This is a genomic window from Stenotrophomonas sp. YJH_SMC_64, assembly GCF_059371375.1.
On record NZ_JCAFUN010000014.1, the window covers coordinates 128,833 to 152,328 of the forward strand.

Here is a 23,496-nt window from a genome sequence, read left to right on the forward strand (position 1 = left end):
TGGATGCCGACCCTGGTCGGCGCTGGGGGTTTCGTGCCAACCAAGGTTGGCACCTACCAAAGCGATGCACCGGTTGTTGCAGGGGTAGTGCCGGCCGCTGGCCGGCAACCGCCGTTGGTAGGTGCCGACCCTGGTCGGCGCTTTGGGTTTCGTGCCAACCAAGGTTGGCACCCACCAAAGCGATGCACCGGTTGTTGCAGGGGGTAGTGCCGGCCGCTGGCCGGCAACCGGTGTTGGTAGATGCCGACCCTGGTCGGCGCTGTGGGTTTCGTGCCAACCAAGGTTGGCACCTACCAGAGCGATGTGTCGGTAGTGCCGGCCGCTGGCCGGCAACCGTTCCTGGTATCAGAGCAGCCCTTCGCGCTTCACCGCCAGATAGCGCTCCACCAGTGCACCGGGCAGGGCGTCGGCGGTCACGTCCAGCACCATCACCTTCTCGCTGCGCAGCGCTTCATGCGCTTTCGCGCGCTGCTGCAGATACAGCGCCGCAGCGCCGGCCTGGGCCGCGTCCTCCAGCGACTGCACCTCATCATCGAGGACAGCATCCAGTTCGCGCTCGCGCAGGCTGGCCACGCACACCAGGTGGCGTTTCTGCAGCAGGCGCACCGCCGCCAGCAGATCCTCGATGTCTTCGTCGCGCACGTTGCTGACCAGCATCACCAGCGCGCGCCGGCGCTGGCGCAGCGACACTTCGGTGGCGGCGGCCAGGTAGTCGGTGGCCACCGCGCGCGGCTGCAGGTCGTAGCTGGCGCGCAGCAGGTGCTCGACGGTGCCCATCCCGCGCTGCGGTGCCACCCAGCGGCGCTCGCCACCGGTGGCGAACAGGCCGGCAGCATCGCCCTGGCGCAGCGCCAGGTAGGCCACCACCAGCGAGGCGTTCAATGCGTGATCGAAGTGCGAGAGCCCGCCCTCGCTGGCCAGCATGCGGCGGCCACTGTCGAGCATCAGCAGCAGCTGCTGGTTCTTCTCGTCCTGGTACTCGCGCGAGACCAGCTTGCGCGCACGCGCGGTGGCCTTCCAGTCCAGCTGGCGCAGACTGTCGCCGATGCGGTACTCGCGCATCTGGTGGAAGTCGGTGCCTTCACCGCGGCGGCGCTTCACGTGTGCACCGACCAGCCGCGAGGCCTGGTCGGCACTGAACAGGGCGAAGCGGGTGAGCGGTGCGAAGTTCGGATAGACCCGCACGTCCAGCACGGGAGGCAGCGTGCGTTGCTGCCACCACAGGCGCCATGGCGAGCGCATGCGCAGATGCACGCCGTCGAAGCGGAAGCGCCCGCGCTGCAGCGGCTGCAGGTGGTAGTGCAGGGTGGACGCGCTGCCGGCCTTCAGGCGCACGCGCTGCGGCAGCGACTCCAGCGGCCAGCCGCCGGGGACCAGGTCGAACACCTGCACCGTCATCGATGCGTCCGCCTGCAGCCGCAGCGCGGCCTCGCGGCGCACGCCCAGTGCCAGCGCTTCGGGCAGCTCACGCTGGATCTGCGGCGATGGACGCCGCGTCTGCCGCCACAGATCCATCAACGCTGGCACGGCAATCGCCACCGCGGCCAGCGCCCAGCTCCAGCGCGGCAGCAGGCCGCCCAGCACCAGGCCACCCAGGGCGGCCCAGGCCAGCAGCAGCGCCAGCAGCAGCGGGGCCGGCCTCATCGGCGCGGTGCTTCCACCTTGGCCAGCAGTGCACCCAGCACGTCGTCGGCGTCCTGGCCTTCGATCTGCAGTTCCGGTGCCAGCGCGATGCGATGGCGCAGCGCGGGGCGCGCGATGTCGCGCACGTCGTCGGGGGTGACGAAGTCACGGCCGGCCAACACCGCCTGCGCGCGCGAGGCACGTACCAGCGCGATGCTGCCACGCGGGCCAGCGCCGACCGCGATACCCGGCCACTGCCTCGTGGCCGCCACAATCCGCACCGCGTAGTCGATCACTTCGTCATCGACGGTGATCGCCGCCGTGGCGCGCTGCAGTTCCAGCAGCTCACCGGCACCGAGCACGCGCGGCACCTGGCTCAGGTCGAAATCGCTGGCGGCGCGGCCGCTGGTGATCGCGGTCACCATGCGCTTCTCGTCCTCCAGCTGCGGGTAGTCGATCAGCACCTTCAGCAGGAAGCGGTCCAGCTGCGCTTCCGGCAGCGGGTAGGTGCCTTCCTGCTCCAGCGGGTTCTGCGTGGCCAGCGCCATGAACGGCGGCGCCAGGGTGAAGGCCTTGCCTTCGATGGTCACCTGGCCTTCCTGCATCACTTCCAGCAGCGCCGACTGGGTCTTGGCCGGTGCGCGGTTGATCTCGTCGGCCAGCAGCAGATTGGTGAACACCGGGCCGCGACGGATCTTGAAGCTCTCGCTCTTCGGGTCGTACACCGCGTGGCCACTGACGTCGCTGGGCATCAGGTCGGGGGTGAACTGCACGCGACCGTAGTCCAGCTCAAGTGCCTGGGCCAGCGCGCGCACCAGCAGGGTCTTGCCCAGCCCGGGCACGCCCTCGATCAGCACGTGGCCACCGGCCAGCAGGGCCACCAGGATCTGGTCCAGCACATCAGCCTGGCCGATGAAGGCGTGGCCGACGGCATCGCGGATGGCATCGACGCGTTCGATCAGGCGGGCGTTGGCGGCCGCCGGCAGCTCGGGGACTTCGGTCATAGCAGGGATCTCATCTGGAGCAGCAAGCGGATGCGCTCGCGCAGGGCGGAGGAATCGTGCGGCGGAGGGGGCGTGAGCGCGCTGGCAACGCGGCCTTGCGGCCACTTCAGCAGCTCGGCGATGGCCTGATCGCGCGGCGCGCCATCGAGTGCGGCGGCAATCGGTGCGCGCAGGCGCAGGCGGTGCAGGAACAGGGCGAGTACGGCCTCGTACAGGCGCGCGCCGTGGCCGAAACGCAGCAGCAGTTCACCACTGGCGCGCACGTGCTCCAGCAGCGAACGGCGTTCCAGAACCGGCGACGTCAGCAGGCTGCCGAAGCGCTGCGAGCGGCCCCACAGCCAACCCAGCAGGGCCAGCAGCAACGGTGCCCACAGCGGCCAGCCCTGATAGAACATGCGCGACCACAGCGACGGCGGGCGGCTGGCATAGACCAGCCAGACCGCACCCTTGCCGTAGTTCGGATCGAGCAGGTAGCGGGTCAGGTCGCGATGCGACGCGTCGTGCAGGCCGTCGCTGGCCTTGCCCCCTGCGGAGGCCAGGCGCGCCGCCGGTGAGTCCACCTCGCTGCGCATGAACTCCATGTCGGCCAGCACGCTCACCTTGCCCCGGCCATGGCGCAGGCGCGCGAATACCAGGTCGCGATCCGTGCCCCAGCGACGTTCGGCCTGCGCACTGGCGGCAAAACCCAGGGTGAAGCGGCGGCCACCGCAGAATTCGACGTGGCCAGGATCGTCGTCGACATGGAACGGCTGGCAGTCGCTGCGCTGGAACAGGCTGTCCACGCCCAGCCGGTCCAGCAAGGGGCCCTGCGTGCTGCCGGCATCGTCCTCGGCCGGCGGCGGTGTACGTACCAGCAGGTGGCCGCCACCGTCGACCCAGTCCAGCAGCGCGCTGGCAACGGGCGGCGGCAGTTCGCTGCTGTCCTGCAGCAGCACCACCGTATCGTTCGGCCCCAGTGCCATCTGCTGCAGTTCCAGCCGCGGCCGCGAGTGCACGTCAATGCCATCGGCGCGCAGGGCCTGGCCGAGTACGTACAGCGGGTTGTAGGCGGCCTCGCCCTGTGGCGGCAGCCGGATCGTCTCGGTCACCCGTTCGTGCGTGCGCAGGTAGAGGATGGTCAGCGGTACACCGAACAGCACCAATGCACCGAGCAGCAGCGACCAGAACAGGCGCGGACTCATGCCTGCCACCCGTACTGCTGGCGCAGGGTATCGGCCAATGCATCGAAATCGGCGCGGCTGGGCAGGCGGCCACCGTAGGCGGCGTACTGCCACATGCGCACGATGCGCGCGAACAGGTCACGGTCGCTGGCCTCGGGCATACGCCGCGACGCGCGCAGGCATTGCGCTTCGGTGGCACCGGGTGGAAGCGCGATACCGCTGCGCTCGCCCACCGTGCGCACACTGGCGCGGTACAGCAGGGCCAGCGCCTGCCGCGGCCGGCCCTGGTCCCAGAGCAGGCCAGCCTGGGTGGCCACGTCCGGCGGCAGCACCACCGGCAACTCCACCTGTTCCTCCAGCACCTCCGGTGCAGCGTCGGCCTTGCGCCGGCCACTGCCACGCAGCCATGGCAGCCACAGCCGCGCGGTCAGCAGCAGCACCAGCAGCAGGATGCCGAGCAGGCCCCACAGGCCCCATTCGGCCAGCCGTGCCAGCCAGGCGATGCCGTCCCTGCGCGCTTTGCGTTCACCTTTGCTGTTGGTGTCACGCTGCAGCTGCTTGTCTTCCTTCTTTTTTTCCTCGGCCTGCTCGATCGGCTTCCAGCGGGTGACCTCGCGGGTCGGGCGCTGCAGCGGGTCCTCATAGGCGCGGTTAACCGCTTGACGGAAACCGGCGGTGTCCACCGGCGTGCCACCGAAGATGGTGGCCGGCGTGTTGGCCGGGTCGATGGTCGGTTCATCGTCGTCGTCTTCGGCGGCGATGTCACTGGCGTTGGGCTTGCCCATTGCGCGCCCGGGCTCGGCATCTGCGTCCTGCGCGTGCACCGGGGCGGAGACCAGTGGCAGTGCCAGGCACAGCAGCAGCGCCAGCGTCGATGCCGCCGGCAGCAGGCGATCGCGCAGGCGGCGCAGGGCGATTTCGACGTCCCAGGCTTCCATCTGCGTACGCCGGTTCAAGTACAGGCCAAAGCCCGCACCGACGAAGAACGGGCCGATCAGCGCCGAGGCCAGCCAGCAGGCCAGATTGAAACCGAAGCGTGCCCATGCCGGCGTGTCCTTGCCGATCATGTCCCACGCCGCACGCCAGGATTCGGACATCAGGTCCAGTGGCATGAACATGAACACTGCACCGATGGCACCAGATACCAGCACCGCTTCGAACGCCATGCAGGTCACGGTCAGCACTGTCGCCGCACCTGCGGCGCCGGCAGCCACCGCACGGCGGCGTGGACCGCGCTGGCCCGGTGCGTTGCCTTCCAGCAGGTTCACCGGCAGGCACAGGCTGCGCAGCACGCTGAAGCGACGCCAGCCCAGGTAGCCCCAGGAACCAGTGTTGCCCCAGTGACGCTGCGCACGCAGGGCCGAAAGTGTGCTGACCGGTTCGCCGAAGATGCCGCGCGACAGCACATACAGCGGCGCACGCTCGAACAGTGGCTTGCACCACCACATCGCCAGCCAGGCCCAACCGAAGGCATCCAGCCACCATCCCAGCCCGTTGAAGATCACGAACAACGGAGCACTGGCCAGCAGCCAGCTGCCCCACACGGCGCGCGCATGGCGGCGGGCGAGGGCACTGCCCAGCTCCATCGCTTCCCAGCCGCTGCGTGCACGCAGCACTACGTCCAGACGGTCAATGCGCATGGCCGCCTCCACGCCCGCCACGCCACAGCCACAGCAGCACGCCGGCCCAGAGCACTCCGGCGACGCCGAACTTGGTCCATGCGGGGACTTCGGCGATCGACGACCAGAACGCTTCGATGAAGGCTGCGACCAGCAGCATGAACGCCACGCCCAGGCACAGCCGCGCACCGATGCGGCCACCGTCGACCAGCGCGTCCAGGCGGCTGCGCCGGCCCGGTGCCAGCAGCTTCATGCCCAGCTGCAGGCCGGCACCGCCGGCGATCACGATCGCGGTCAGCTCGAACGCGCCATGGCCGGCCACGAAGCGCCAGAATGGTCCACCGTGTCCGATGTGCTGCAGGTGGCCGGCCACCGCGCCGATGGTGACGCCGTTGAACAGCAGCACCAGCAGCGTACCCAGCCCGGCCAGCAGGCCGCTGGCGAAGGTGCGCAGGGCAATGCTGATGTTGTTGAGGATGTAGTGGCCGAACATCATCCAGTCGGTACCGCTGTCGCGGCCCAGTCGTTCGGCGGCAGGGTCGTACATGCGCTCCATCGCGGCGATCTGGCGGTTGTCCATCAACGTATGGATCAGGTCCGGATAGACCTGTACAAGCACGAAGCAGGCGATTGCCGGCAGGGCCAACATCGCCAGCGCCACCCACATGCTGCGTGCCTGGCTGCGCACGAGCAGCGGGAAGTCGGCCACGAGGAATTCCAGCGCGGCGCGCCAGCGCGTCGGCCGTGTGCGGTACAGCACACTGTGGCCCTGCTGCATCAGCTGCTGCAGGCGCTGGAGCAGCTGCGGGCTGTAACCGCGCTCGCGGGCCAGCGCCAGCTGCTGGCACAGGCGCCGGTAGCGCTGCGGGGCGGCGGTATCGTCCAGTGCCAGGCCGCTGGCCTTGCGGCGCGCGCGGCGCGAGGCGCCGGCACGCAGCAGCAGCCACTGTTCCAGCTCCTGCCATTCCTGCTGGTAGCGGGCGACGAACTGTTCCTGTTTCATCGCCGCCCCAGCAGCCAGTTGGCCATGGCGTACAGGCGCAGCACGGCGACCTGGCCGTGGGTACCGGTCAGGGGCTCGGCAATGCCGGCCAGCTCCTGCTGGCGGGCCGCCGACAGCCGTGGCGCGCGCTCGGCGAAGGCCATCAGCGCGGCCTGTTCCTCCGGCCGCAGTGGCTGCGGCGGGGCCAGCACGCTGTCGATGGTAGGTGGCGGCGGCAGGTACAGCACAGGCGCGTGCACCACCACGGTGCCGGCCACCAGGTCGCCGAGGCGGCGGCCGTGCGGATCGAACAGGCTGCTGACCAGGCCCAGTGCGTAGCCGAACGGCAGCATGTCCACCGTGCGCAGCAGGTTGCGGGTGATCGCCGCCATCCAGCCCACGGGCGCGCCATCGCGGGACAGCACGCGCAGGCCCAGCGCGCGCTTGCCCAGGGTACGGCCCCACAGCGCCTCGCACACGATCGGGTAGACCCAGTAGACCAGGAACATCAGCACCAGGTTGAGGCCGGAGCCGAATTCGTCCAGCACCGCCAGCGGAATCGCCATCAGCACCAGTACCGCGATGCGCACGCCAAGATCGACCAGCCAGGCCATGGCCCGCGGCAGCGGTCCGGCTACCGGCAACTGGAGCAGCACACCCTCCGGCGTCACCACCTCACGGTAGGTATCGAGCATCGGTGCGGCCATCAGCGCGGTGGCCTTCGTTGTGGGCGCCGGAGTCCTCTCCGGCTGGCAACCACAGGCATGGGGGTCTCGACAGGTCCTGGTCGGGCCCAGACTTTAGCAGAGCCGCGCGGCAGCGTTGGCTGCTCAGCCCCGGTATTCGTCCTTCAGCCGCACGTAGTGGTCGGCCGAGTAGTGCAGCGACTCGATCTCCTTGTCGCTCAGGGTGCGTGCCGGCCGGGCCGGATTGCCGACCCACAGCTCGCCTTCGCCCACCACCTTGCCGGGGCCGATCACCGCACCGGCGCCGACGAAGCCATGGCGCTCCACGCGGGCACCGTCGAGGATGCAGGCGCCCATGCCGATCAGGCTGTAATCGCCGATCGTGCAGGCGTGGATGATGCAGCCGTGGCCGACGGTCACGCCTTCGCCGATCAGGGTCGGGTAGCCGGCCTTGTTGTACGGGCTGTGGTGGCTGACGTGGATGATGGTGCCGTCCTGCACGTTGGTGCGTGCACCGATGCGTACGTAATTGACGTCACCGCGGATGACCGTGCCCGGCCACACCGACACGTCGTCGCCCAGTTCCACGTCGCCGATGATCGTGCACGACGGGTCGATGTACACGCGCTCGCCGAGGATGGGCATCTTGTCGCGGAAGGGGCGCAGCGGGTTCATCGGGGTCTCCGGAAATCAGGGCGTTCGCGACGATGATACCCGTGTGGTAGTGCCGGCCGCTGGCCGGCAACCGCGCGGCACGCCTGGATTTCCGTGGTTGCCGGCCAGCGGCCGGCACTACCAGCGGCAGGTGCGGCTCTTCATTCAGGCGCGTGCTCGGCCAGCATCTGCCGGAACAGCTCATCCAGCCACGCAGCATCACCTCGTCCGGCGGGCAGCTGTGGCGCCTGCGCAGTCCGGATGGCCAGTTCACGATCGATGTAGTCGCTGATCGCCGCAATGCGCGGCCCGGCGGCGACCTCGGCGCTGGCCCGCTTGACCGCCAGCAGGGCATCGATGACTTCACGCACCGCACCGTCTGGCAGCAGCCGGTCCAGCAGATCCTCGAAGGCCATCGGCGGGGGTGTCTGTTCGTGCTCTATCCACTGGCAGGCCAGCAGTGGGCGCAGCACGTACAGGTACTTCTTGGTGCGCACCGTTTCGCCACGCAGGTAGCCGCGATGGTTCGAGCGCGCCATGTTGAAGTAGTGCCACCAGGTGCCCAGCGGTGAATGGAACGCTTTCGCTGCTTCCCACAACTGTGACACCGCCGCCTGATCCTGCTGGTAGACGATCGGCGAGCGCAGCCACTCGATCAGGGTCGGATTGGATTTTGAAACCAGTCGCAGTGCCTTGCGCAGGTCCCAGCCGCTCACGTCGAGCTCATCGTCGATCGGCAGTTCGATCACATCGCGCTGCGCTTCGCCGGGACCGGTGCTCTCGTTGACGCTGAGATACCAAGGCTGGCGATGCACGTAGATGAAGCGCGCGTCGTAGTCGCTGTCGGGCGAGGAAAAGCCCCAGCCGCGGCTGCCCGACTCGCAGGCCAGCAGCACGCGTACGTCGTAGCGCTGTTCGATGTCAGCCAGGGTGGAAAGGATGGCGGCGCGCTTGTCCGGCGCGATCGGGTGGATGTCGTCCATGCAGTTGTGTTCGTAATGTCGAGCGTGCTCGACTGTAACGCAAGTGCGCACCGGTAGTGCCGGCCGCTGGCCGGCAAGCTCATGGGCGCACTTGGAATTCTGCGGTTGCAGGCCAGCGGCCGGCACTACCGGCTAGGGCTCGTAGCTGTAGCCCATGCCGTACACCGAACGGATCGGCTCGCCTTCCATGCCGGCGTCGGCCAGCTTGCGGCGCAGGTTGCGCACATGGCTGTCGACGGTGCGGTCGACCACCACGCGATGGTCCAGATAGAGGCGGTCGAGCAGCTCATCGCGCGCCCAGATCCGGCCTGGCGTGGCCAGCAGGGTGCGCAGCAGGCGGTACTCCACCGGCGTCAGGTCCAGGCCCTTGCCGTTCCAGGTGGCGCGTGCCGCCGGTTCGTCGATGTGCAGCCCGCTGTTGGCGCGTGCAGCGGGATCCGGGCGATAGCGGCGCAGTACCGCCACCACCCGCGCGACGACTTCGCGCGGGCTGAACGGCTTGCAGATGTAGTCGTCGGCACCGATGTCCAGGCCCAGCAGGCGGTCGATCTCTTCCACCCGTGCGGTGACCATGATGACCGGTACATCGCTGCTGGCACGCAGTTCGCGGCACAGGTCCACGCCGTCGCGCTGCGGCAGCATCAGGTCCAGCAGCACCAGGTCGGGCTGGTAGCGCACGAACGCGTCGATCACCTGGCCACCGTCGTCCACCCACTCGCTGGCCATGCCGGCGGCGGCCAGGTAGTCGCGCAGTACCGAGGCCAGGCGTGGCTCGTCCTCGACGATCAGGATCTTCGTGGACGTGGCGGGCGACGCACTCATGCAGGCTCCGGCAGGGTGATGACCACGCGCAGCCCGCCCAGCGGCGAGGGCGCGGCGTGGATGACGCCGTGGTGGGCGAGGATGATGTTGTGGCTGATGGCCAGGCCCAGCCCGCTGCCGCCACTGGCGCGGTTGCGCGAACTTTCCACGCGGTAGAAACGTTCGAACAGCAGTGCACACTTGTCGGCCGGAACGCCCGGCGCGGTGTCTTCCACGACCAGCTGCACGCCGGCAGGCACGCGCGCTGCCTGCACGCGTACGCGGCCACCGGCATGGGTGTAGCGCAGTGCGTTTTCCAGCAGGTTGGCCAGCACCTGCTGCAGGCGCCGTTCGTCACCGGACACCTGCAACGGCGTGGCGGGCAGGTCTTCTTCCAACGCCAGGCCTGCATTGGCGAAGCGTACGCGCATGCCATTGAGTTCGCTGCGCAGCAGCGCCACCAGGTCCAGTGGCGCGAAGCGGTACGCCAGGCCACCGGACTGGGTCATCGACAGGTCGTGCAGGTCGTCGATCAGCTTGCCCAGCTGGCGGATCTCGCCCTGCAGGCCCACCAGGTTGGCCCGGTCCAGCGGACGGATGCCATCTTCGATCGCCTCCAGCTCGGCGCGCACCACGGCCAATGGCGTGCGCAGCTCATGCGAGATGTCGGCAATGAAGGCGCGGCGGTTGCGTTCGGTATCGTCCAGCGCCTGCGCCATCCGGTTGAAGTCGTTGACCAGCGCGTCCAGCTCATCGTCACTGGTGCGCTCGATGCGGGTGGCGTAGTCACCGGCGGCCAACCGGTGGGTGGCAGCGGCCAGCTTGGCAAGGCGCTGGCGCAGCGCACGCGATACCAGCCAGGCCAGCAGTACCGTCACCAGCAGTAGCGCGATGCCGATCACCCACCAGGCGCGCACCTGGGTGTTGTAGAAATTCAGGTCGTTGGTGGCGATGACGGTCTGGAACGGCACCATGCCCAGCCAACCGACGGTCTGCCCGTCCACCTGCACCGCATGCGGCTCGTCATCGCTGGTGGCGTCGGGGTTGCCGGCCACGAAACGGTGCTGCGCGTCGAACAGGCCCAGGCGCGACGGCACGCCGGTCTGGTCGGACAGCGACGGCACCGGTCCTTCGTGCCCATGGGCCAGGTCCGGGCGCAGCAGCCGCGCCCAGCGGTCGCCATCACCGTGCAGATGCTCCCAGCCACCGTGCTCGCGGTACTCGCGCTGCAGGTGTGGCATCAGCCGCTGCATGCGCAGGTCGCCCTGGTCGTTGAGGTAGTCCAGGAAGCCGGTCTGGAAGGCCACGCGGCTGGCAATACCGTTCACTGCCAGCACCAGCAGGCAGGCGGTGAAGATCGCGAGGAAGGTCTTCGCGATCAGGCCGAATTTGAGTTGGAACTTCGCCATCGCGAAGGCCATTAGCGGCGCATGCGACGCCGAAAGCAAGCGCCAGCTGAGCCCGTCGCACAATCTCCATATTCTCTGCACAGTTTCACGGCAGCGTGCACGGGTCAACGAAAGGCCCCCACGCCCCCCATGTCCCTCCTGCGCCCGCTGTCCCGTTCCCTGCGTCCCCTGCTGTTGCCCCTGCTGCTGGCCCTGGCGGCCTGTTCGGCGGGCAGGACCGATGCCCCGGCCATGCCCGAAGTGGGCGTCATCATCGCCCGCGCGCAGCCGCTGGCACTCCAGCAGACCTTGCCCGGCCGTGCCGTGCCGTTCGAGATCTCCGAGGTGCGGCCGCAGGTCGGCGGTCTGATCCGCCAGCGGTTGTTCACCGAAGGCCAGCAGGTCAAGACAGGTCAGCTGCTGTACCAGGTCGACCCGGCACCGTACCAGGCGGCCTTCGATACCGCCCGCGGGCAGCTGGCGCAGGCCGAGGCCACCGTGTTGTCGGCACAGCCGAAGGCCGAGCGTACCCGCGCGCTGGTGAGCATGGATGCAGCCAGCAAGCAGGACGCCGACGATGCCACCTCGGCATTGAAGCAGGCGCAGGCCAACGTGATTGCCGCGCGCGCTGCATTGCAGGCTGCCCGCATCAACCTCGACTACACCCGGGTGACCGCCCCCATCGACGGCCGCATCGGCACCTCCAGCGTCACCGCCGGCGCGCTGGTCGCGGCCGGCCAGGATACGGCACTGGCCACCATCCAGCGGCTGGACCCGGTGTACCTGGATGTCACCCAGTCCAGCACGCAGATGCTGGCGCTGCGCAAGCGGCTCGATGCGGGCCTGGTGAAGGCCATCGATGGCAAGGCACAGGTTAAGGTGCTGCTGGAGGACGGCAGCACCTACGCGCATGAAGGCACGTTGGAGTTCGTCGGCAGCGCAGTGGATCCGGGCACCGGCAACGTGAAGCTGCGCGCGGTCATTCCGAACCCGGACGGCCTGCTGTTGCCGGGCATGTACCTGAAGGCGGTGCTGCCGATGGCCACCGACGCGCGTGCCCTGCTGGTGCCGCAGAAGGCGGTGGTGCGCAACGAACGCGGCGAACCGCTGCTGCGCCTGCTCGACGCCAAGGATCATGTGGTCGAGCGCCGCGTCAGCACCGGCCAGGTGGTCGGTAACCAGTGGCAGATCACCAGCGGCCTCAAGGCTGGCGAACGGGTGATCGTCAGCAACGGCAGCGCGGTATCGCTCGGTCAGCAGGTGAAAGTGGTGGCGGCCACGACGGCGCAGTTGGCGGCGATGCCGGCGGTCGATCCGAACGGCAACACCGACGAAAAGTCGCACTGAGGCCTGGCCCACATGGTTCGTTTCTTCATCGACCGGCCGATCTTCGCCTGGGTGATCGCCATCGCGGTCAGCCTGCTCGGCCTGCTCGCGATCCTGATCCTGCCGGTGGACCGCTACCCGCAGATCGCTCCGCCCACCATCACCATCCGCGCCACCTACACCGGCGCCTCGTCGCAGACCGTGGAAAACGCGGTCACCCAGGTCATCGAGCAGTCCCAGCAAAGCCTCGATCACCTGATGTACATGACCTCGACCAGTGCCTCCGACGGCTCGGCGCAGGTCAACCTGGTGTTCGCCACCGGTACCAATCCGGATACCGCGCAGGTGCAGGTGCAGAACCAGCTGCAGGCCGCCATGGCCACGCTGCCGCAGGCGGTGCAGCAGAACGGCCTGACCATTACCAAGTCCAGTGGTTCGATCTTCGAGGTGCTGTCGTTCACCAGCGAAGACGGCAGCATGGACAACTTCGATGTCGCCAACTTCATGGAAGCGCGCATCGATGACCAGATCAGCCGCGTCAGCGGTGTCGGCAACATCCAGCCGATCGGCCAGGAATACGCCATGCGCATCTGGTTGGATCCGGAGAAGATGCGCCAGTACGCGCTGATGCCCTCGGACATCGAGACCGCACTGCAGGCACAGAACACCGATGTCTCCGCCGGTGAGCTGGGTGGCCAGCCGGCGCTGAAGGGCCAGCAGCTCGACGCCACGGTAACCGCGCGCAGCCGCCTGCACACGCCCGAGCAGTTCGCGCAGGTGGTGCTCAAGGCCGATGCCAACGGCAGCGTGGTGCGTCTGGGCGACGTGGCGAAGATCGGCCTCGGGCCGGAAAGCTACGACAGCATCAGCACCTTCAATGGCAAGCCGTCGGCGTCGCTGGGCATTGAACTCAATGCCGGTGCCAACGCGATCGCCGTCTCCAAGGCCATCGATGCACGGCTTCAGCAGCTGCAGAAGTACTGGCCGCATGGCTACACCGCCCACGTGGCCTTCACCACCACGCCATTCGTGACCATTTCGCTGAAGGAAGTGGTGATCACCCTGATCGAAGCGATCATCCTGGTGGTGCTGGTGATGTACCTGTTCCTGCAGAACTGGCGCGCCACGCTGATCCCGACCATCGCGGTGCCGGTGGTGCTGCTGGGCACGTTCGGCGTGCTGGCTGCATTCGGGTATTCGATCAACACCCTGACCATGTTCGCACTGGTGCTGGCCATCGGCCTGCTGGTGGACGATGCCATCGTGGTGGTGGAGAACGTAGAGCGGGTGATGACCTTCGAAGGGCTGGCGCCGAAGCCGGCCACGCTGAAGGCGATGGGCCAGATCACCGGCGCGCTGGTCGGCATCGTGCTGGTGCTGACCGCGGTGTTCCTGCCGATGGCGTTCTTCAGCGGTGTAACCGGGGTGATCTATCGCCAGTTCTCGGTGACGATCGCCGCCGCGATGATCCTGTCGGTGCTGGTGGCGATGACCATCACCCCGGCACTGTGTGGCAGCATCCTGCACCCGATTCCCAAGGGCGGCCATCCGCATGGCGACCACGGTGGCGAGCCGAGCCTGCTGGGCAAGTTCTTCATCTGGTTCAACCACCGGTTCGAGCGCACCTCCAACGGCCTGCGTCACCGCGTGGATCGTTTCCTCGGCCGCCGCACGCTCGGCGTGCTGTTCTACCTGGTGCTGAGCGTGGCCACCGGCCTGTTGCTGTGGCACCTGCCGGGCGCGTTCCTGCCCGATGAAGACCAGGGCATGCTCAACGCGCTGGTGAAGCTGCCGGCCGGTTCCACGCTGGAGCAGACGCGGGCGGTGATGGATCGTCTGAGTGCCGTCGCGGTGAAGGACGACGGCGTGCTCTCGATCCAGGCCACCGCCGGTTTCAGTGTTACCGGCAGCGGCCAGAACGTCGGCCAGGCCTTCATCCGGCTCAAGGATTGGGATGACCGCAAGGACGACGCCGATACCATCGCCGCACGGTTGACGCGGGCGATGGCCAGCGTGCCCGATGCGCAGGTGTTCATCACCTCGCCACCGGCCATCCTGGGCCTCGGCGATGCGGGCGGTTTCACCCTGGAACTGCAGGACGAAGGCGGTGCCGGCCATGCCGCCGCCGTGGCCGCGCGCAACACGCTGCTGAAGGAAGCCGCCAAGGACCCGAAGCTGGTCAACGTGCGCTACGCCAGCCTGGAAGACGCGCCGGTATACGCCGTGAAGGTGGACGACGCCAAGGCGCAGGCGATGGGCGTGAACCCGCAGGACGTCAATGACACCTTGAACGCGGCGTTGGGCGGCGACTTCGTCAACAACTTCATCTACAAGGGCCGCATCAAGAAGGTGTTCATCCAGGGCACCGCCGAAGCACGCATGCAGCCGCAGGACATCGAGCGCTGGAGCGTGCGCAACCAGGCCGGGCAGATGGTGCCGCTGTCGTCGCTGATCAGCACGCATTGGACCAGTGCGCCGGCCGCACTGCAGCGCTACAACGGCATCTCGGCGATGGAAATCACCGGCCAGCCGGCACCGGGCGTCAGCTCCGGCGAGGCGATGGCCGAGATCGCGCGCCTGGCCGACACGCTGCCGGAAGGCTTCAGCCATGCCTGGTCGGACATGGCCTACCAGGAACAGCTGTCGGGCAACCAGGCGCCGATGCTGTACGCCATCTCGCTGCTGTTCGTGTTCCTGTGCCTGGCCGCGCTGTATGAAAGCTGGGCGGTGCCGTTCGCGGTGATGCTGGCGGTGCCGGTGGGCATGTTCGGCGCCGTGCTGATGATGAACCTGCGTGGCCTCAACAACGACGTGTACTTCCAGGTCGGCCTGCTGACCACGATTGGTCTGGCAGCGAAGAACGGCATCCTGATCGTCGAGTTCGCGCGCATCCTCGAACAGCAGGGCAAGAGCACCCGCGAAGCGATCCTGCAGGCCGTCTATCTGCGGCTGCGGCCGATCGTAATGACCTCGCTGGCGTTCCTGATGGGCGTACTGCCGCTGGTGTTCGCCACCGGCGCCGGTTCGGCTGCGCGCCGTTCGCTGGGTACCGGCGTGGCCGGTGGTACGGTTGCCTCGATGGTGCTGGGCATGTTCTTCGTGCCGTTGTTCTACCTGCTGGTGCGCCGCCTGTTCCCGGGCCGCGCGCCGGCCGACGCCACTGTCCCGGAGACAAGCCCATGAAGCCGATGCTGCTGCGCGCCCTGGCGGCCGCAACGATGACCGCCGTGCTGGGCGGCTGCGTGAGCATGGCCCCGCACTACCAGCGACCCGAGGCGCCGGTGCCGGCACAGTTCGGCAATGCCGCCATCGGCGCGGCCGAACCGGCACTGGCGATGCCGGCCTGGCGCGACGTGTTCCTGGAACCGCGCCTGCAGCAGGTCATCGCGCTGGCGCTGCAGAACAACCGCGACCTGCGCGTGGCGGTGCTGCAGGTGGAGAAGGAGCGCGCGCAGTACCGCATCCAGCGCGCGGCACTGCTGCCGTCGGTAGATGCCAGCGGCAGTGTCACCCGTTCGCGGGTGAGCGATGCCAACAGTGAGACCGGCGTCACCCAGGTGACCGAATCCGATGCCGTGCAGGTGGGCATCAGCAGCTGGGAGCTGGACCTGTTCGGGCGTATCCGCAGCTTGAAGAACGAGGCGCTGCAGAACTGGCTGGCCAGCGCCGAGAACCAGCGCGCCGTGCGCACCAGCCTGGTGGCTGAAGTGGCGACGGCGTGGCTGGCGCTGGCGGCCGACGAGCAGTCGCTGGCATTCACGCAACAGACGCTGGACAGCCAGCAGCAGACCCTGCAGCGCACCGAGGCCCGCCATGCACAGGGGCTGGCCTCGGGCCTGGACCTGTCGCAGGTGCAGACCAGCGTGGAAGCCGCGCGCGGGGCGCTGGCGAAGCTGCAGGCCCAGCAGGCGCAGGATCGCGATGCATTGCAGCTGTTGGTGGGGGCACCGCTGGATCCGGCCCTGCTGCCAACCGCGCAGGCGCTGGATGGCAGCGTCGCATTGGCGCCGCTGCCCGCCAACCTGCCGTCCAGCGTGTTGCTGCAGCGCCCGGACGTGCTGTCCGCCGAGCATGCATTGCAGGCAGCCAACGCCGATATCGGTGCCGCGCGCGCCGCATTCTTTCCGACGCTGGCGTTGACCGCCAACTACGGCCACAGTTCCACCGCGTTGTCGACGCTGTTCTCGGCCGGCACCCGTGGCTGGTCGTTCGCGCCCAGCATCACCGCGCCGATCTTCCATGCCGGTGCACTGAAGGCCTCGCTGGATGCCTCGAAGATCGGCAAGGACATCGGCATCGCGCAGTACGAGAAGGCGATCCAGCAGGCCTTCGGTGAGGTGGCCGATGCGCTGGCCACGCGCGATCACCTGACCGCGCAGCTGGACGCGCAACGCGCGTTGGTGGCTGACAGCCAGCGCAGCTACACCTTGGCCGATGCGCGCTACCGCACCGGACTGGATGGCTACCTGCAGTCGTTGGATGCGCAGCGCAGCCTGTATGCCGCGCAGCAGGACCTGATCGCCCTGCAGCAGCAGGAGGCGGGCAACCGGGTGACGTTGTTCAAGGTGTTGGGTGGTGGCGCGGACGCGCGGTAACGGGCCCGCCAATGTGGGTGTGCCTTCCGCTCCGGTAGGTGCCGACCTTGGTCGGCACAAATGCATGCAGCATCGCGATCTGATGATTCGTGCCGACCAAGGTCGGCACCCACCAGGGCAGACTCATGTGCCGACCCAGGTCGGCCCCCACCAGAAGCAGGTGCGACCGCTTATGCCACGCGGCCGCGGCGCGCCCGCTCCAGATGCACCAGCAGCAGCGAGATCGCTGCCGGGGTCATGCCCGGGATGCGCTGCGCCTGGCCGATGGTCTGCGGGCGCACGCGCTCCAGCTTCTGCAGCGCTTCGGCCGACAGCCCGCGTACCGTCGCATAATCGAAGGCTTCAGCGATCGGCGTGGCCTCATGCCGCTGCTGGCGCTCGATTTCCTCGCGCTGGCGATCCAGGTAGCCGGCGTACTTCACGCCGATCTCCACCTGCTCGGCCACCTTGGCGTCGGCCACGGCCGGGCCCAGCGACGGCACCTGCATCAGCTGCGCGTAATCCAGCTCGGGGCGCTTGATCAGGTCCAGCACATTGGTTTCGCGGCTGACCGCCACGCCCAGCGTGTCCTGTACCTCGCGGCCCAGCGCATTGGCCGGGGTCGCCCACAGTGCGCCCAGGCGCGCGCGCTCGGCGGCGACGGCGGCCTGCTTGGTCTCGAACGCGCTCCAGCGATGGTCATCCACCAGGCCCATTTCGCGGCCGGCGGGGGTCAGGCGCTGGTCGGCATTGTCCTCGCGCAGCTGCAGGCGATATTCGGCGCGGCTGGTGAACATGCGGTATGGCTCGTTGGTGCCGTGGGTGATCAGGTCATCCACCAGCACGCCCAGGTACGCCTCGTCGCGGCGCGGGCACCAGCCATCCAGTCCACGTACCTGGCGTGCGGCGTTGAGGCCGGCCAGCAGGCCCTGCGCGGCCGCTTCTTCATAGCCGGTGGTGCCGTTGATCTGGCCGGCGAAGAACAGGCCGTTGACCAGCTTGGTCTCCAGCGAGGCCTTCAGCCCGCGCGGATCGAAGAAGTCGTACTCGATCGCGTAGCCGGGGCGGGTGATGTGTGCGTTTTCGAAACCACGGATGCTGCGCACCATCTCCAGCTGCACGTCGAACGGCAGCGAGGTGGAGATGCCGTTGGGATAGATCTCGATGATGCCCAGGCCTTCGGGTTCGACGAAGATCTGGTGGCTGGCCTTCTCGGCGAAGCGCACTACCTTGTCCTCGATGGACGGGCAGTAGCGCGGGCCGATGCCTTCGATCTGGCCGCTGTACAGCGGCGAGCGATGCAGCGCGTCGCGGATGATCTGGTGGGTCTGTTCGGTGGTGTGGGTGATCCAGCAGCTGACCTGCTGCGGATGCTCGTCCACCGAGCCGAGGAAGGACATCACCGGGCGCGGGGAATCACCGGGCTGTTCGTCCATCACGCTGTAGTCCAGCGAGCGGCCATCGATGCGCGGCGGCGTGCCGGTCTTCAGGCGGTCCATCTGGAACGGGCGCTCGCGCAGGCGCGCGGCCAGCGTGGTGGCCGGCGGGTCGCCCATGCGGCCGGCGGCGTACTGGGTGGGGCCCACATGGATCTTGCCGGCGAGGAAGGTACCGGCCGTCAGCACCACGGCCCCGGCGTCGAAACGCAGGCCGGTCTGGGTGATGACGCCGCGCACGGCGTCGCCTTCGATGACCAGATCGTCCACTGCGGCTTGGAACACGGTCAGGTTGGCCTGGCCTTCGACGATGGCGCGTATCGCCATGCGGTACAGGTTGCGATCAGCCTGGCAACGGGTGGCACGCACGGCCGGGCCCTTGGAGGCGTTCAACGTGCGCCACTGGATGCCGGCGCGGTCGGCGGCATGCGCCATCGCACCGCCCAGGGCGTCGATCTCCTTGACCAGGTGGCCCTTGCCGATGCCGCCGATGGCCGGGTTGCAGCTCATCGCGCCCACCGTTTCGATGTTGTGGGTCAGCAGCAGGGTGCGCACGCCGGTGCGGGCCGCGGCCAGCGCGGCTTCGGTGCCAGCGTGGCCACCGCCGATGACGATGACGTCGTAACGATGGAAGGACGGATTCATGGGGGCTGTTCAGCTGGGGGCGGGCGCGGCCGGGGGCGGCGCCGGGGTGGCGATTTTAGCGCCATTCGGGGCCGGGACGTCGGTACCGGCCGGCCGGCGCCGAAATCAGCCCTAAAGTTGGCAGGATTTTTGCAGATAACCCAATAGCACCCACCGTGGCTGGCGCCGCAGGCGCCCGTGACCGGAATTGGAACAGGGGCCGGTACAGGCGCACGGTGGGGGAGCAGAGGGCCGGCAGTCGGGGGACTGTCCGGCCCTGTTTTTTTGGGGTGCCGGGAAAGGCCCCGTCCACGCATGGCGTGGATCTACTGACGCTGGGGCTCTCGCCGGTTGGCGGCCCGGCAAAACAAACGGCCCCGCATTGCGGGGCCGTCTGCCTTCAGAGGTGCCGACATCCGACAGGGCCGGAACAGGGGGGATCCAGATGTTCCTGTCGGATATCGACGTAGAGCTTTTTGCGGCGGCCCGTGTCGTTTTTGTCACTTTGTGACGCGGGCCGTCACTGTCCGCGTAGATTGCGGCTTAGACCGTGTGAAATGCAAGACGGTTCAGCGCTCAACTGTGCGCTGCGTCGCACGATCCATGTTGCGCCAGGGGGAACCGTTCATCCTCGGCGCACTCGGTGCCGGGGCCGGGCGGGCCTGCGGTGCGGGCGCCGGCGGCTGCATGTTCGACTGCGGCGGGCGACGCATCGAATCCATGTTCCGCCACGGGGAACCGCCGTTGTACGACGGCCTCGGCGGCGGCGGACGGTTCTCGCCACCGTTGCCGGGCGGGCGCGGCGGCGGGCGGTGGTTGTGCGGCGGGCGGTAGATCGGGCGCGAGTAGTACGGGTTGCCATAGCCGCCGTAATAGCCGCCATAGCCACCGTAGTACGGGTAGCCGTAGTTGTAGGGATAGCCGGCCGGGTAGCGGTACTCCACCGACGGCGCGCCGTGGTAGTAGCCGCCACCGCGGCCACCGCCTACATAGTCGTAGGTGGTGCAGCCAGTCAGGCCCAACAACAGGCCACCGGCAAGCAACAGGCGCATTTTCATGGTGGGTCCCCCCAGAGGACGGATGTGCAGCCAGCTTCGTGCGCGGGCATTGAATCGGCCCTTAATTCGGCTGGCCAGGATGAATGGAGGCGTAGGCCTGCATGCTGGCATGACCTGTGCCCCGGTCGCCAGCGCGGGGGCATACGTTAATCTTGCGTCATGAGCGATTCACTGTTGCCCCGCGCCGATGATGTCCTGCTTGCTGCTGCGAGGATTGCCCCGCATGCCAGCGTGACCCCGGTGCTGCGCTCGCGCACCCTCGATGCAATGACCGGTGCGCAGTTGGCCTTCAAGGCCGAGCACCTGCAGCGTGGTGGCGCATTCAAGTTCCGTGGTGCCTGCAATGCGGTGTGGTCGCTGGATGCCGATCGCGCCAGTGCTGGTGTGGTGACCCATTCCTCCGGCAACCACGGCGCCGCGCTGGCCCTGGCCGCACGCACCCGGGGCATCCCCTGCCATGTGGTGGTGCCGGAGGGGGCGGTGGCCGCCAAACTGGCCAACATCGCCCGCCACGGCGCCACGCTCTGGCGCTGCCCGCCGACCATCGCCGACCGCGAGGCCACCTGCGCCAAGGTGCAGGCCGATACCGGCGCAACCCTGGTGCATCCCTATACGAACCCGGCGGTGATGGCCGGGCAGGGCACCGCGGCCCTGGAACTGCTGCACAGCGACGGCCCGTTCGACGCGCTGGTGGTGCCGGTGGGCGGCGGTGGCCTGGCCAGCGGTACCGCGCTGGCCCTGCAGCACGCCAGTCCGCAGACCCGGCTGATCCTGGCCGAGCCGGCCGGCGCCGATGACACCGCGCGCTCGCTGGCCATCGGCGAGCGCCAGGGCGCGTTCACCCCGGACACCATCTGCGATGGCCTGCGTACCCTGATTGGCGCGCCCAATTTCGAGTTGCTGCGCGCCGCCGGTGCCGAGGTGATCGTGGTCGATGACGCCGCGACGCTGGCGGCGATGCGCCTGCTGTGGGACGTGCTCAAGCAGGTGGTGGAGCCCTCTTCGGCCACCGTGCTGGCTGCGGTGCTGGCGCACCCGCAGCGCTTCGCCGGCCTGCGCGTGGGCCTGGTGTTGTCCGGCGGCAACGTCGACCTGCCAGCGCTGCGCTGGGGGGCGGCGTGAGCCGCGGGCGGCACCGCGAACGCACCGGCCTGCTGGGCTGGTTGTGGCGGCTGTTCGTGCTGCTGGGGATCTGGCTGCTGGGTGTGACCGCCTGGATCGTCTGGGTGGGTGAACGCGACCAGGCCGCCAAGGCCGACGCCATCATCGTGCTGGGTGCGGCCGCCTATGACGCCAAGCCGTCACCGGTGTTCGAAGAACGCATCCGCCACGGGCTGGATCTGTATGAAGCACGCTATGCGCCGCTGCTGATCTTCACCGGTGGCTATGGCGGCACCGGTGCGCGCTTCTCCGAGTCGCAGGTGGCGCGGCGCTACGCGCTGAAGCATGGCGTGCCGGACGATGCGATCCTGATCGAAACCGCTTCGCGCAATACCGTGCAGAACCTGGTTGAAGCCAAGCGGCTGATGGACCAGCGCGGCCTGCACCGGGTGATCGTCGTCAGCGATCCGCTGCACATGGCGCGCGCGCTGCGCCTGAGCAACGCGCTCGGCATCGATGCGCTGGCCTCGTCCACGCCCAGCACGCGCTTCCGCAGCTTCCACACCAGTTGGCGCTTCCTGGTGCAGGAAATCTATTTCTTCCACCGCGACCTGGTGCGCCCGCCGTTGAGTTCGCCGGCCAATACCTGAGGGCGGAAGCCTGCTTTGCGCGCGGCGTCGCATTGGGTAGTGCCGGCCGCTGGCCGGCAGATGCCCACCATGGAATCGTGAGGTTGCCGGCCAGCGGCCGGCACTACCAGACGATCAGGTCTGCTTGCGCCGGATCGGAATCGCCGACACAGCTCGGAATTGGCAGGTGCCAACCTTGGTTGGCACCATCTGTCAGATCGCGATGCTGCCGGCCAGCGGCCGGCACTACCGGACGATCAGGTCTGTTTGCGGCGGATTGGAATCGCCGACACCGCCCGAATTTGGTGGGTGCCGACCTTGGTCGGTACAACCTGTCAGATCGCGATGCTGCCTGCACTGTGCCGACCAAGGTCGGCACCCACCAGAGCGATTCGCGTATGGCGTCGCATTTGGTAGTGCTGGCCGCTGGCCGGCAGATGCCCATCATGGAATCGTGAGGTTGCCGGCCAGCGGCCGGCACTACCAGACGATCAGGTCTGCTTGCGGCGGATTGGAATGGCCGACACCGCTCGGAATTGGCAGGTGCCAACCTTGGTTGGCACCATCTGTCAGATCGCGATGCTGCCGGCACTGTGCCGACCAAGGTCGGCACCCACCAGAGCGATTCGCGTATGGCGTGGCATTTGGTAGTGCCGGCCGTTGGCCGGCAGATGCCCCCCATGGAATCGTGAGGTTGCCGGCCAGCGGCCGGCACTACCAGACGATCAGGTCTGTTTGCGGCGGATCGGAATCGCCGACACCGCCCGAATTTGGTGGGTGCCGACCTTGGTTGGTACAACCTGTCAGATCGCGATGTCGCCGGCACTGTGCCGACCAAGGTCGGCACCTACCAGAGCGATTCGCGTATGGCGTCGCATTGGGTAGTGCCGGCCGCTGGCCGGCAGATGGCCATCATGGAATCGTGAGGTTGCCGGCCAGCGGCCGGCACTACCAGACGATCAGGTCTGCTTGCGGCGGATCGGAATCGCCGACACCGGCACCGAGGCGACGTCATGCCCGCCTTCGCGGATCGGCGCGCCCGGGTCCGGTGCCCAAGCGTGGGCATAGATCACTTCCCAGCTGCTGGGCAGCTTGCCGTCGGCGCGCCGCATCGGCTCGTACGCCGCCGCCGCCGCCGCGAAACGACCACGCCCGGTCAGCGTATGGCGGCGGTCCACCCGCGCGTTGGTCGCGCCCATCGCGCGCAGTTCGCGCATCAGCGAGGGCAGGTCGTCGTAGGTCAGGGTGAACAGATCGCGGTCCAGCACCGGGTCGCGGAAGCCGGCCATCATCAGCGCGTCGCCGAACTGGGCGATCTGCGCGAAGCGGCTCACGTGCGGACGATCATCGGCGGCGGCGAACGCTTCGTTGAGTTCCACCAGGGTTTCCGGGCCGAAGGTCGAGCACAGCAGCAGGCCACCGGGCTTGAGCACGCGACGGAATCCGGCGAACACCGCCGGCAGGTCGTCCACCCACTGCAGGCACAGATTGCTGAAGATCACATCCACGCTGTTGTCGGCCAGCGGCAGCGCGGCGGCATCGCCGCACAGGCGCTGGAACGGCTTCCACCAGCCGGCCTGGCGCTTGGCCTGGTCCAGCATCGGCAGCGCCACATCCAGCGCGATCACCTGCGCCTTCGGCCAGCGCTTCTTCATCAACGCGCTGGCATGGCCGGTACCCGCGCCGATGTCCAGCACCACCTCGGGCTTGCGTGCCTCCAGGTAGTCCAGCGATTCGATCAGCCGCGACTGCACCTCGCGCTGCAGGGCGGCGGCGGCGTCGTAGCTGCTGGCGGCACGCGCGAACGCGCGGCGGACGTGGCGGGCATCGAAGTGGGACGGCATTGCG

At 68.2% G+C, this 23,496-nt stretch carries 18 protein-coding genes; 5 read left to right on the forward strand and 13 right to left on the reverse strand.

Annotation, left to right across the window (positions count from 1 at the left end; all coding sequences use genetic code 11):
• Positions 1 to 345: 345 nt before the first annotated feature.
• The 10 genes from AC5P9L_RS16245 to baeS form a co-directional block, all read right to left on the reverse strand.
• Entirely contained in the window at positions 346 to 1,644 is a 1,299-nt protein-coding gene (locus tag AC5P9L_RS16245) for a DUF58 domain-containing protein (protein ID WP_114619040.1), read from the reverse strand.
• Positions 1,641 to 2,627 (reverse strand): AAA family ATPase, encoded by a 987-nt coding sequence (locus AC5P9L_RS16250; RefSeq protein ID WP_005411535.1) that lies wholly within the window; start codon positions 2,625 to 2,627, stop codon positions 1,641 to 1,643. The genes AC5P9L_RS16245 and AC5P9L_RS16250 overlap by 4 nt, the downstream gene beginning before the upstream one ends.
• Positions 2,624 to 3,808, reverse strand: coding sequence for a DUF4350 domain-containing protein (locus tag AC5P9L_RS16255; protein WP_059035804.1), 1,185 nt, complete (start codon positions 3,806 to 3,808; stop codon positions 2,624 to 2,626). The genes AC5P9L_RS16250 and AC5P9L_RS16255 overlap by 4 nt, the downstream gene beginning before the upstream one ends.
• Positions 3,805 to 5,427: a DUF4129 domain-containing protein gene (locus tag AC5P9L_RS16260; protein ID WP_279915881.1), complete on the reverse strand. Its 1,623-nt coding sequence runs from the start codon at positions 5,425 to 5,427 to the stop codon at positions 3,805 to 3,807. The genes AC5P9L_RS16255 and AC5P9L_RS16260 overlap by 4 nt, the downstream gene beginning before the upstream one ends.
• Positions 5,417 to 6,409, reverse strand: coding sequence for a stage II sporulation protein M (locus tag AC5P9L_RS16265; RefSeq protein ID WP_111189622.1), 993 nt, complete (start codon positions 6,407 to 6,409; stop codon positions 5,417 to 5,419). Before AC5P9L_RS16265 ends, AC5P9L_RS16260 begins: the two co-directional genes overlap by 11 nt.
• Entirely contained in the window at positions 6,406 to 7,095 is a 690-nt protein-coding gene (locus tag AC5P9L_RS16270) for an RDD family protein (protein ID WP_005414811.1), read from the reverse strand. Before AC5P9L_RS16270 ends, AC5P9L_RS16265 begins: the two co-directional genes overlap by 4 nt.
• 123 nt (positions 7,096 to 7,218) lie before the next feature.
• Positions 7,219 to 7,749 (reverse strand): gamma carbonic anhydrase family protein, encoded by a 531-nt coding sequence (locus AC5P9L_RS16275; protein ID WP_005411530.1) that lies wholly within the window; start codon positions 7,747 to 7,749, stop codon positions 7,219 to 7,221.
• 140 nt (positions 7,750 to 7,889) lie between these two features.
• Positions 7,890 to 8,711 (reverse strand): nucleotidyltransferase domain-containing protein, encoded by an 822-nt coding sequence (locus tag AC5P9L_RS16280; protein WP_005414810.1) that lies wholly within the window; start codon positions 8,709 to 8,711, stop codon positions 7,890 to 7,892.
• A gap of 132 nt (positions 8,712 to 8,843) precedes the next feature.
• Positions 8,844 to 9,533: a response regulator gene (locus tag AC5P9L_RS16285; RefSeq protein ID WP_099527032.1), complete on the reverse strand. Its 690-nt coding sequence runs from the start codon at positions 9,531 to 9,533 to the stop codon at positions 8,844 to 8,846.
• Complete coding sequence (gene baeS / locus AC5P9L_RS16290; protein ID WP_495230664.1) at positions 9,530 to 10,933, reverse strand: sensor histidine kinase efflux regulator BaeS; 1,404 nt, start codon at positions 10,931 to 10,933, stop codon at positions 9,530 to 9,532. The genes AC5P9L_RS16285 and baeS overlap by 4 nt, the downstream gene beginning before the upstream one ends.
• 117 nt (positions 10,934 to 11,050) lie before the next feature.
• Here baeS and smeA point away from each other — a divergent pair, with 117 nt between their 5' ends.
• Genes smeA through smeC form a run of 3 tightly spaced genes read left to right on the forward strand, consistent with a single transcriptional unit; the run spans position 11,051 to position 16,821 of the window.
• Positions 11,051 to 12,247, forward strand: coding sequence for a multidrug efflux RND transporter periplasmic adaptor subunit SmeA (smeA, locus tag AC5P9L_RS16295; protein ID WP_111118375.1), 1,197 nt, complete (start codon positions 11,051 to 11,053; stop codon positions 12,245 to 12,247).
• Between the two features lie 12 nt (positions 12,248 to 12,259).
• Positions 12,260 to 15,409 carry a multidrug efflux RND transporter permease subunit SmeB gene (gene smeB / locus AC5P9L_RS16300; RefSeq protein WP_111118374.1) on the forward strand — a complete coding sequence of 1,050 codons (3,150 nt, stop codon included), beginning with the start codon at positions 12,260 to 12,262 and terminating at the stop codon, positions 15,407 to 15,409.
• A complete protein-coding gene (smeC, locus tag AC5P9L_RS16305; protein ID WP_262101808.1) occupies positions 15,406 to 16,821 on the forward strand; it encodes a multidrug efflux transporter outer membrane subunit SmeC in 1,416 nt (471 codons plus the stop codon). The genes smeB and smeC overlap by 4 nt, the downstream gene beginning before the upstream one ends.
• A 170-nt stretch (positions 16,822 to 16,991) precedes the next feature.
• Here smeC and mnmG read toward each other — a convergent pair whose 3' ends face one another.
• The gene (gene mnmG, locus AC5P9L_RS16310) at positions 16,992 to 18,881 is read right to left on the reverse strand and encodes a tRNA uridine-5-carboxymethylaminomethyl(34) synthesis enzyme MnmG (protein ID WP_099497326.1); all 1,890 of its coding nucleotides are present in this window, start codon (positions 18,879 to 18,881) and stop codon (positions 16,992 to 16,994) included.
• Between the two features lie 548 nt (positions 18,882 to 19,429).
• Complete coding sequence (locus tag AC5P9L_RS16315) at positions 19,430 to 19,918, reverse strand: hypothetical protein (protein ID WP_024958802.1); 489 nt, start codon at positions 19,916 to 19,918, stop codon at positions 19,430 to 19,432.
• Between the two features lie 159 nt (positions 19,919 to 20,077).
• On the opposite strand from AC5P9L_RS16315, the gene AC5P9L_RS16320 reads away from it, so the two are divergent.
• The gene (locus AC5P9L_RS16320) at positions 20,078 to 21,040 is read left to right on the forward strand and encodes a pyridoxal-phosphate dependent enzyme (RefSeq protein ID WP_099498198.1); all 963 of its coding nucleotides are present in this window, start codon (positions 20,078 to 20,080) and stop codon (positions 21,038 to 21,040) included.
• Complete coding sequence (locus AC5P9L_RS16325) at positions 21,025 to 21,669, forward strand: YdcF family protein (RefSeq protein WP_279915645.1); 645 nt, start codon at positions 21,025 to 21,027, stop codon at positions 21,667 to 21,669. The genes AC5P9L_RS16320 and AC5P9L_RS16325 overlap by 16 nt, the downstream gene beginning before the upstream one ends.
• Positions 21,670 to 22,607: 938 nt before the next feature.
• Here AC5P9L_RS16325 and bioC read toward each other — a convergent pair.
• Positions 22,608 to 23,492, reverse strand: coding sequence for a malonyl-ACP O-methyltransferase BioC (bioC, locus tag AC5P9L_RS16330; protein WP_005414800.1), 885 nt, complete (start codon positions 23,490 to 23,492; stop codon positions 22,608 to 22,610).
• Positions 23,493 to 23,496: the final 4 nt, after the last annotated feature.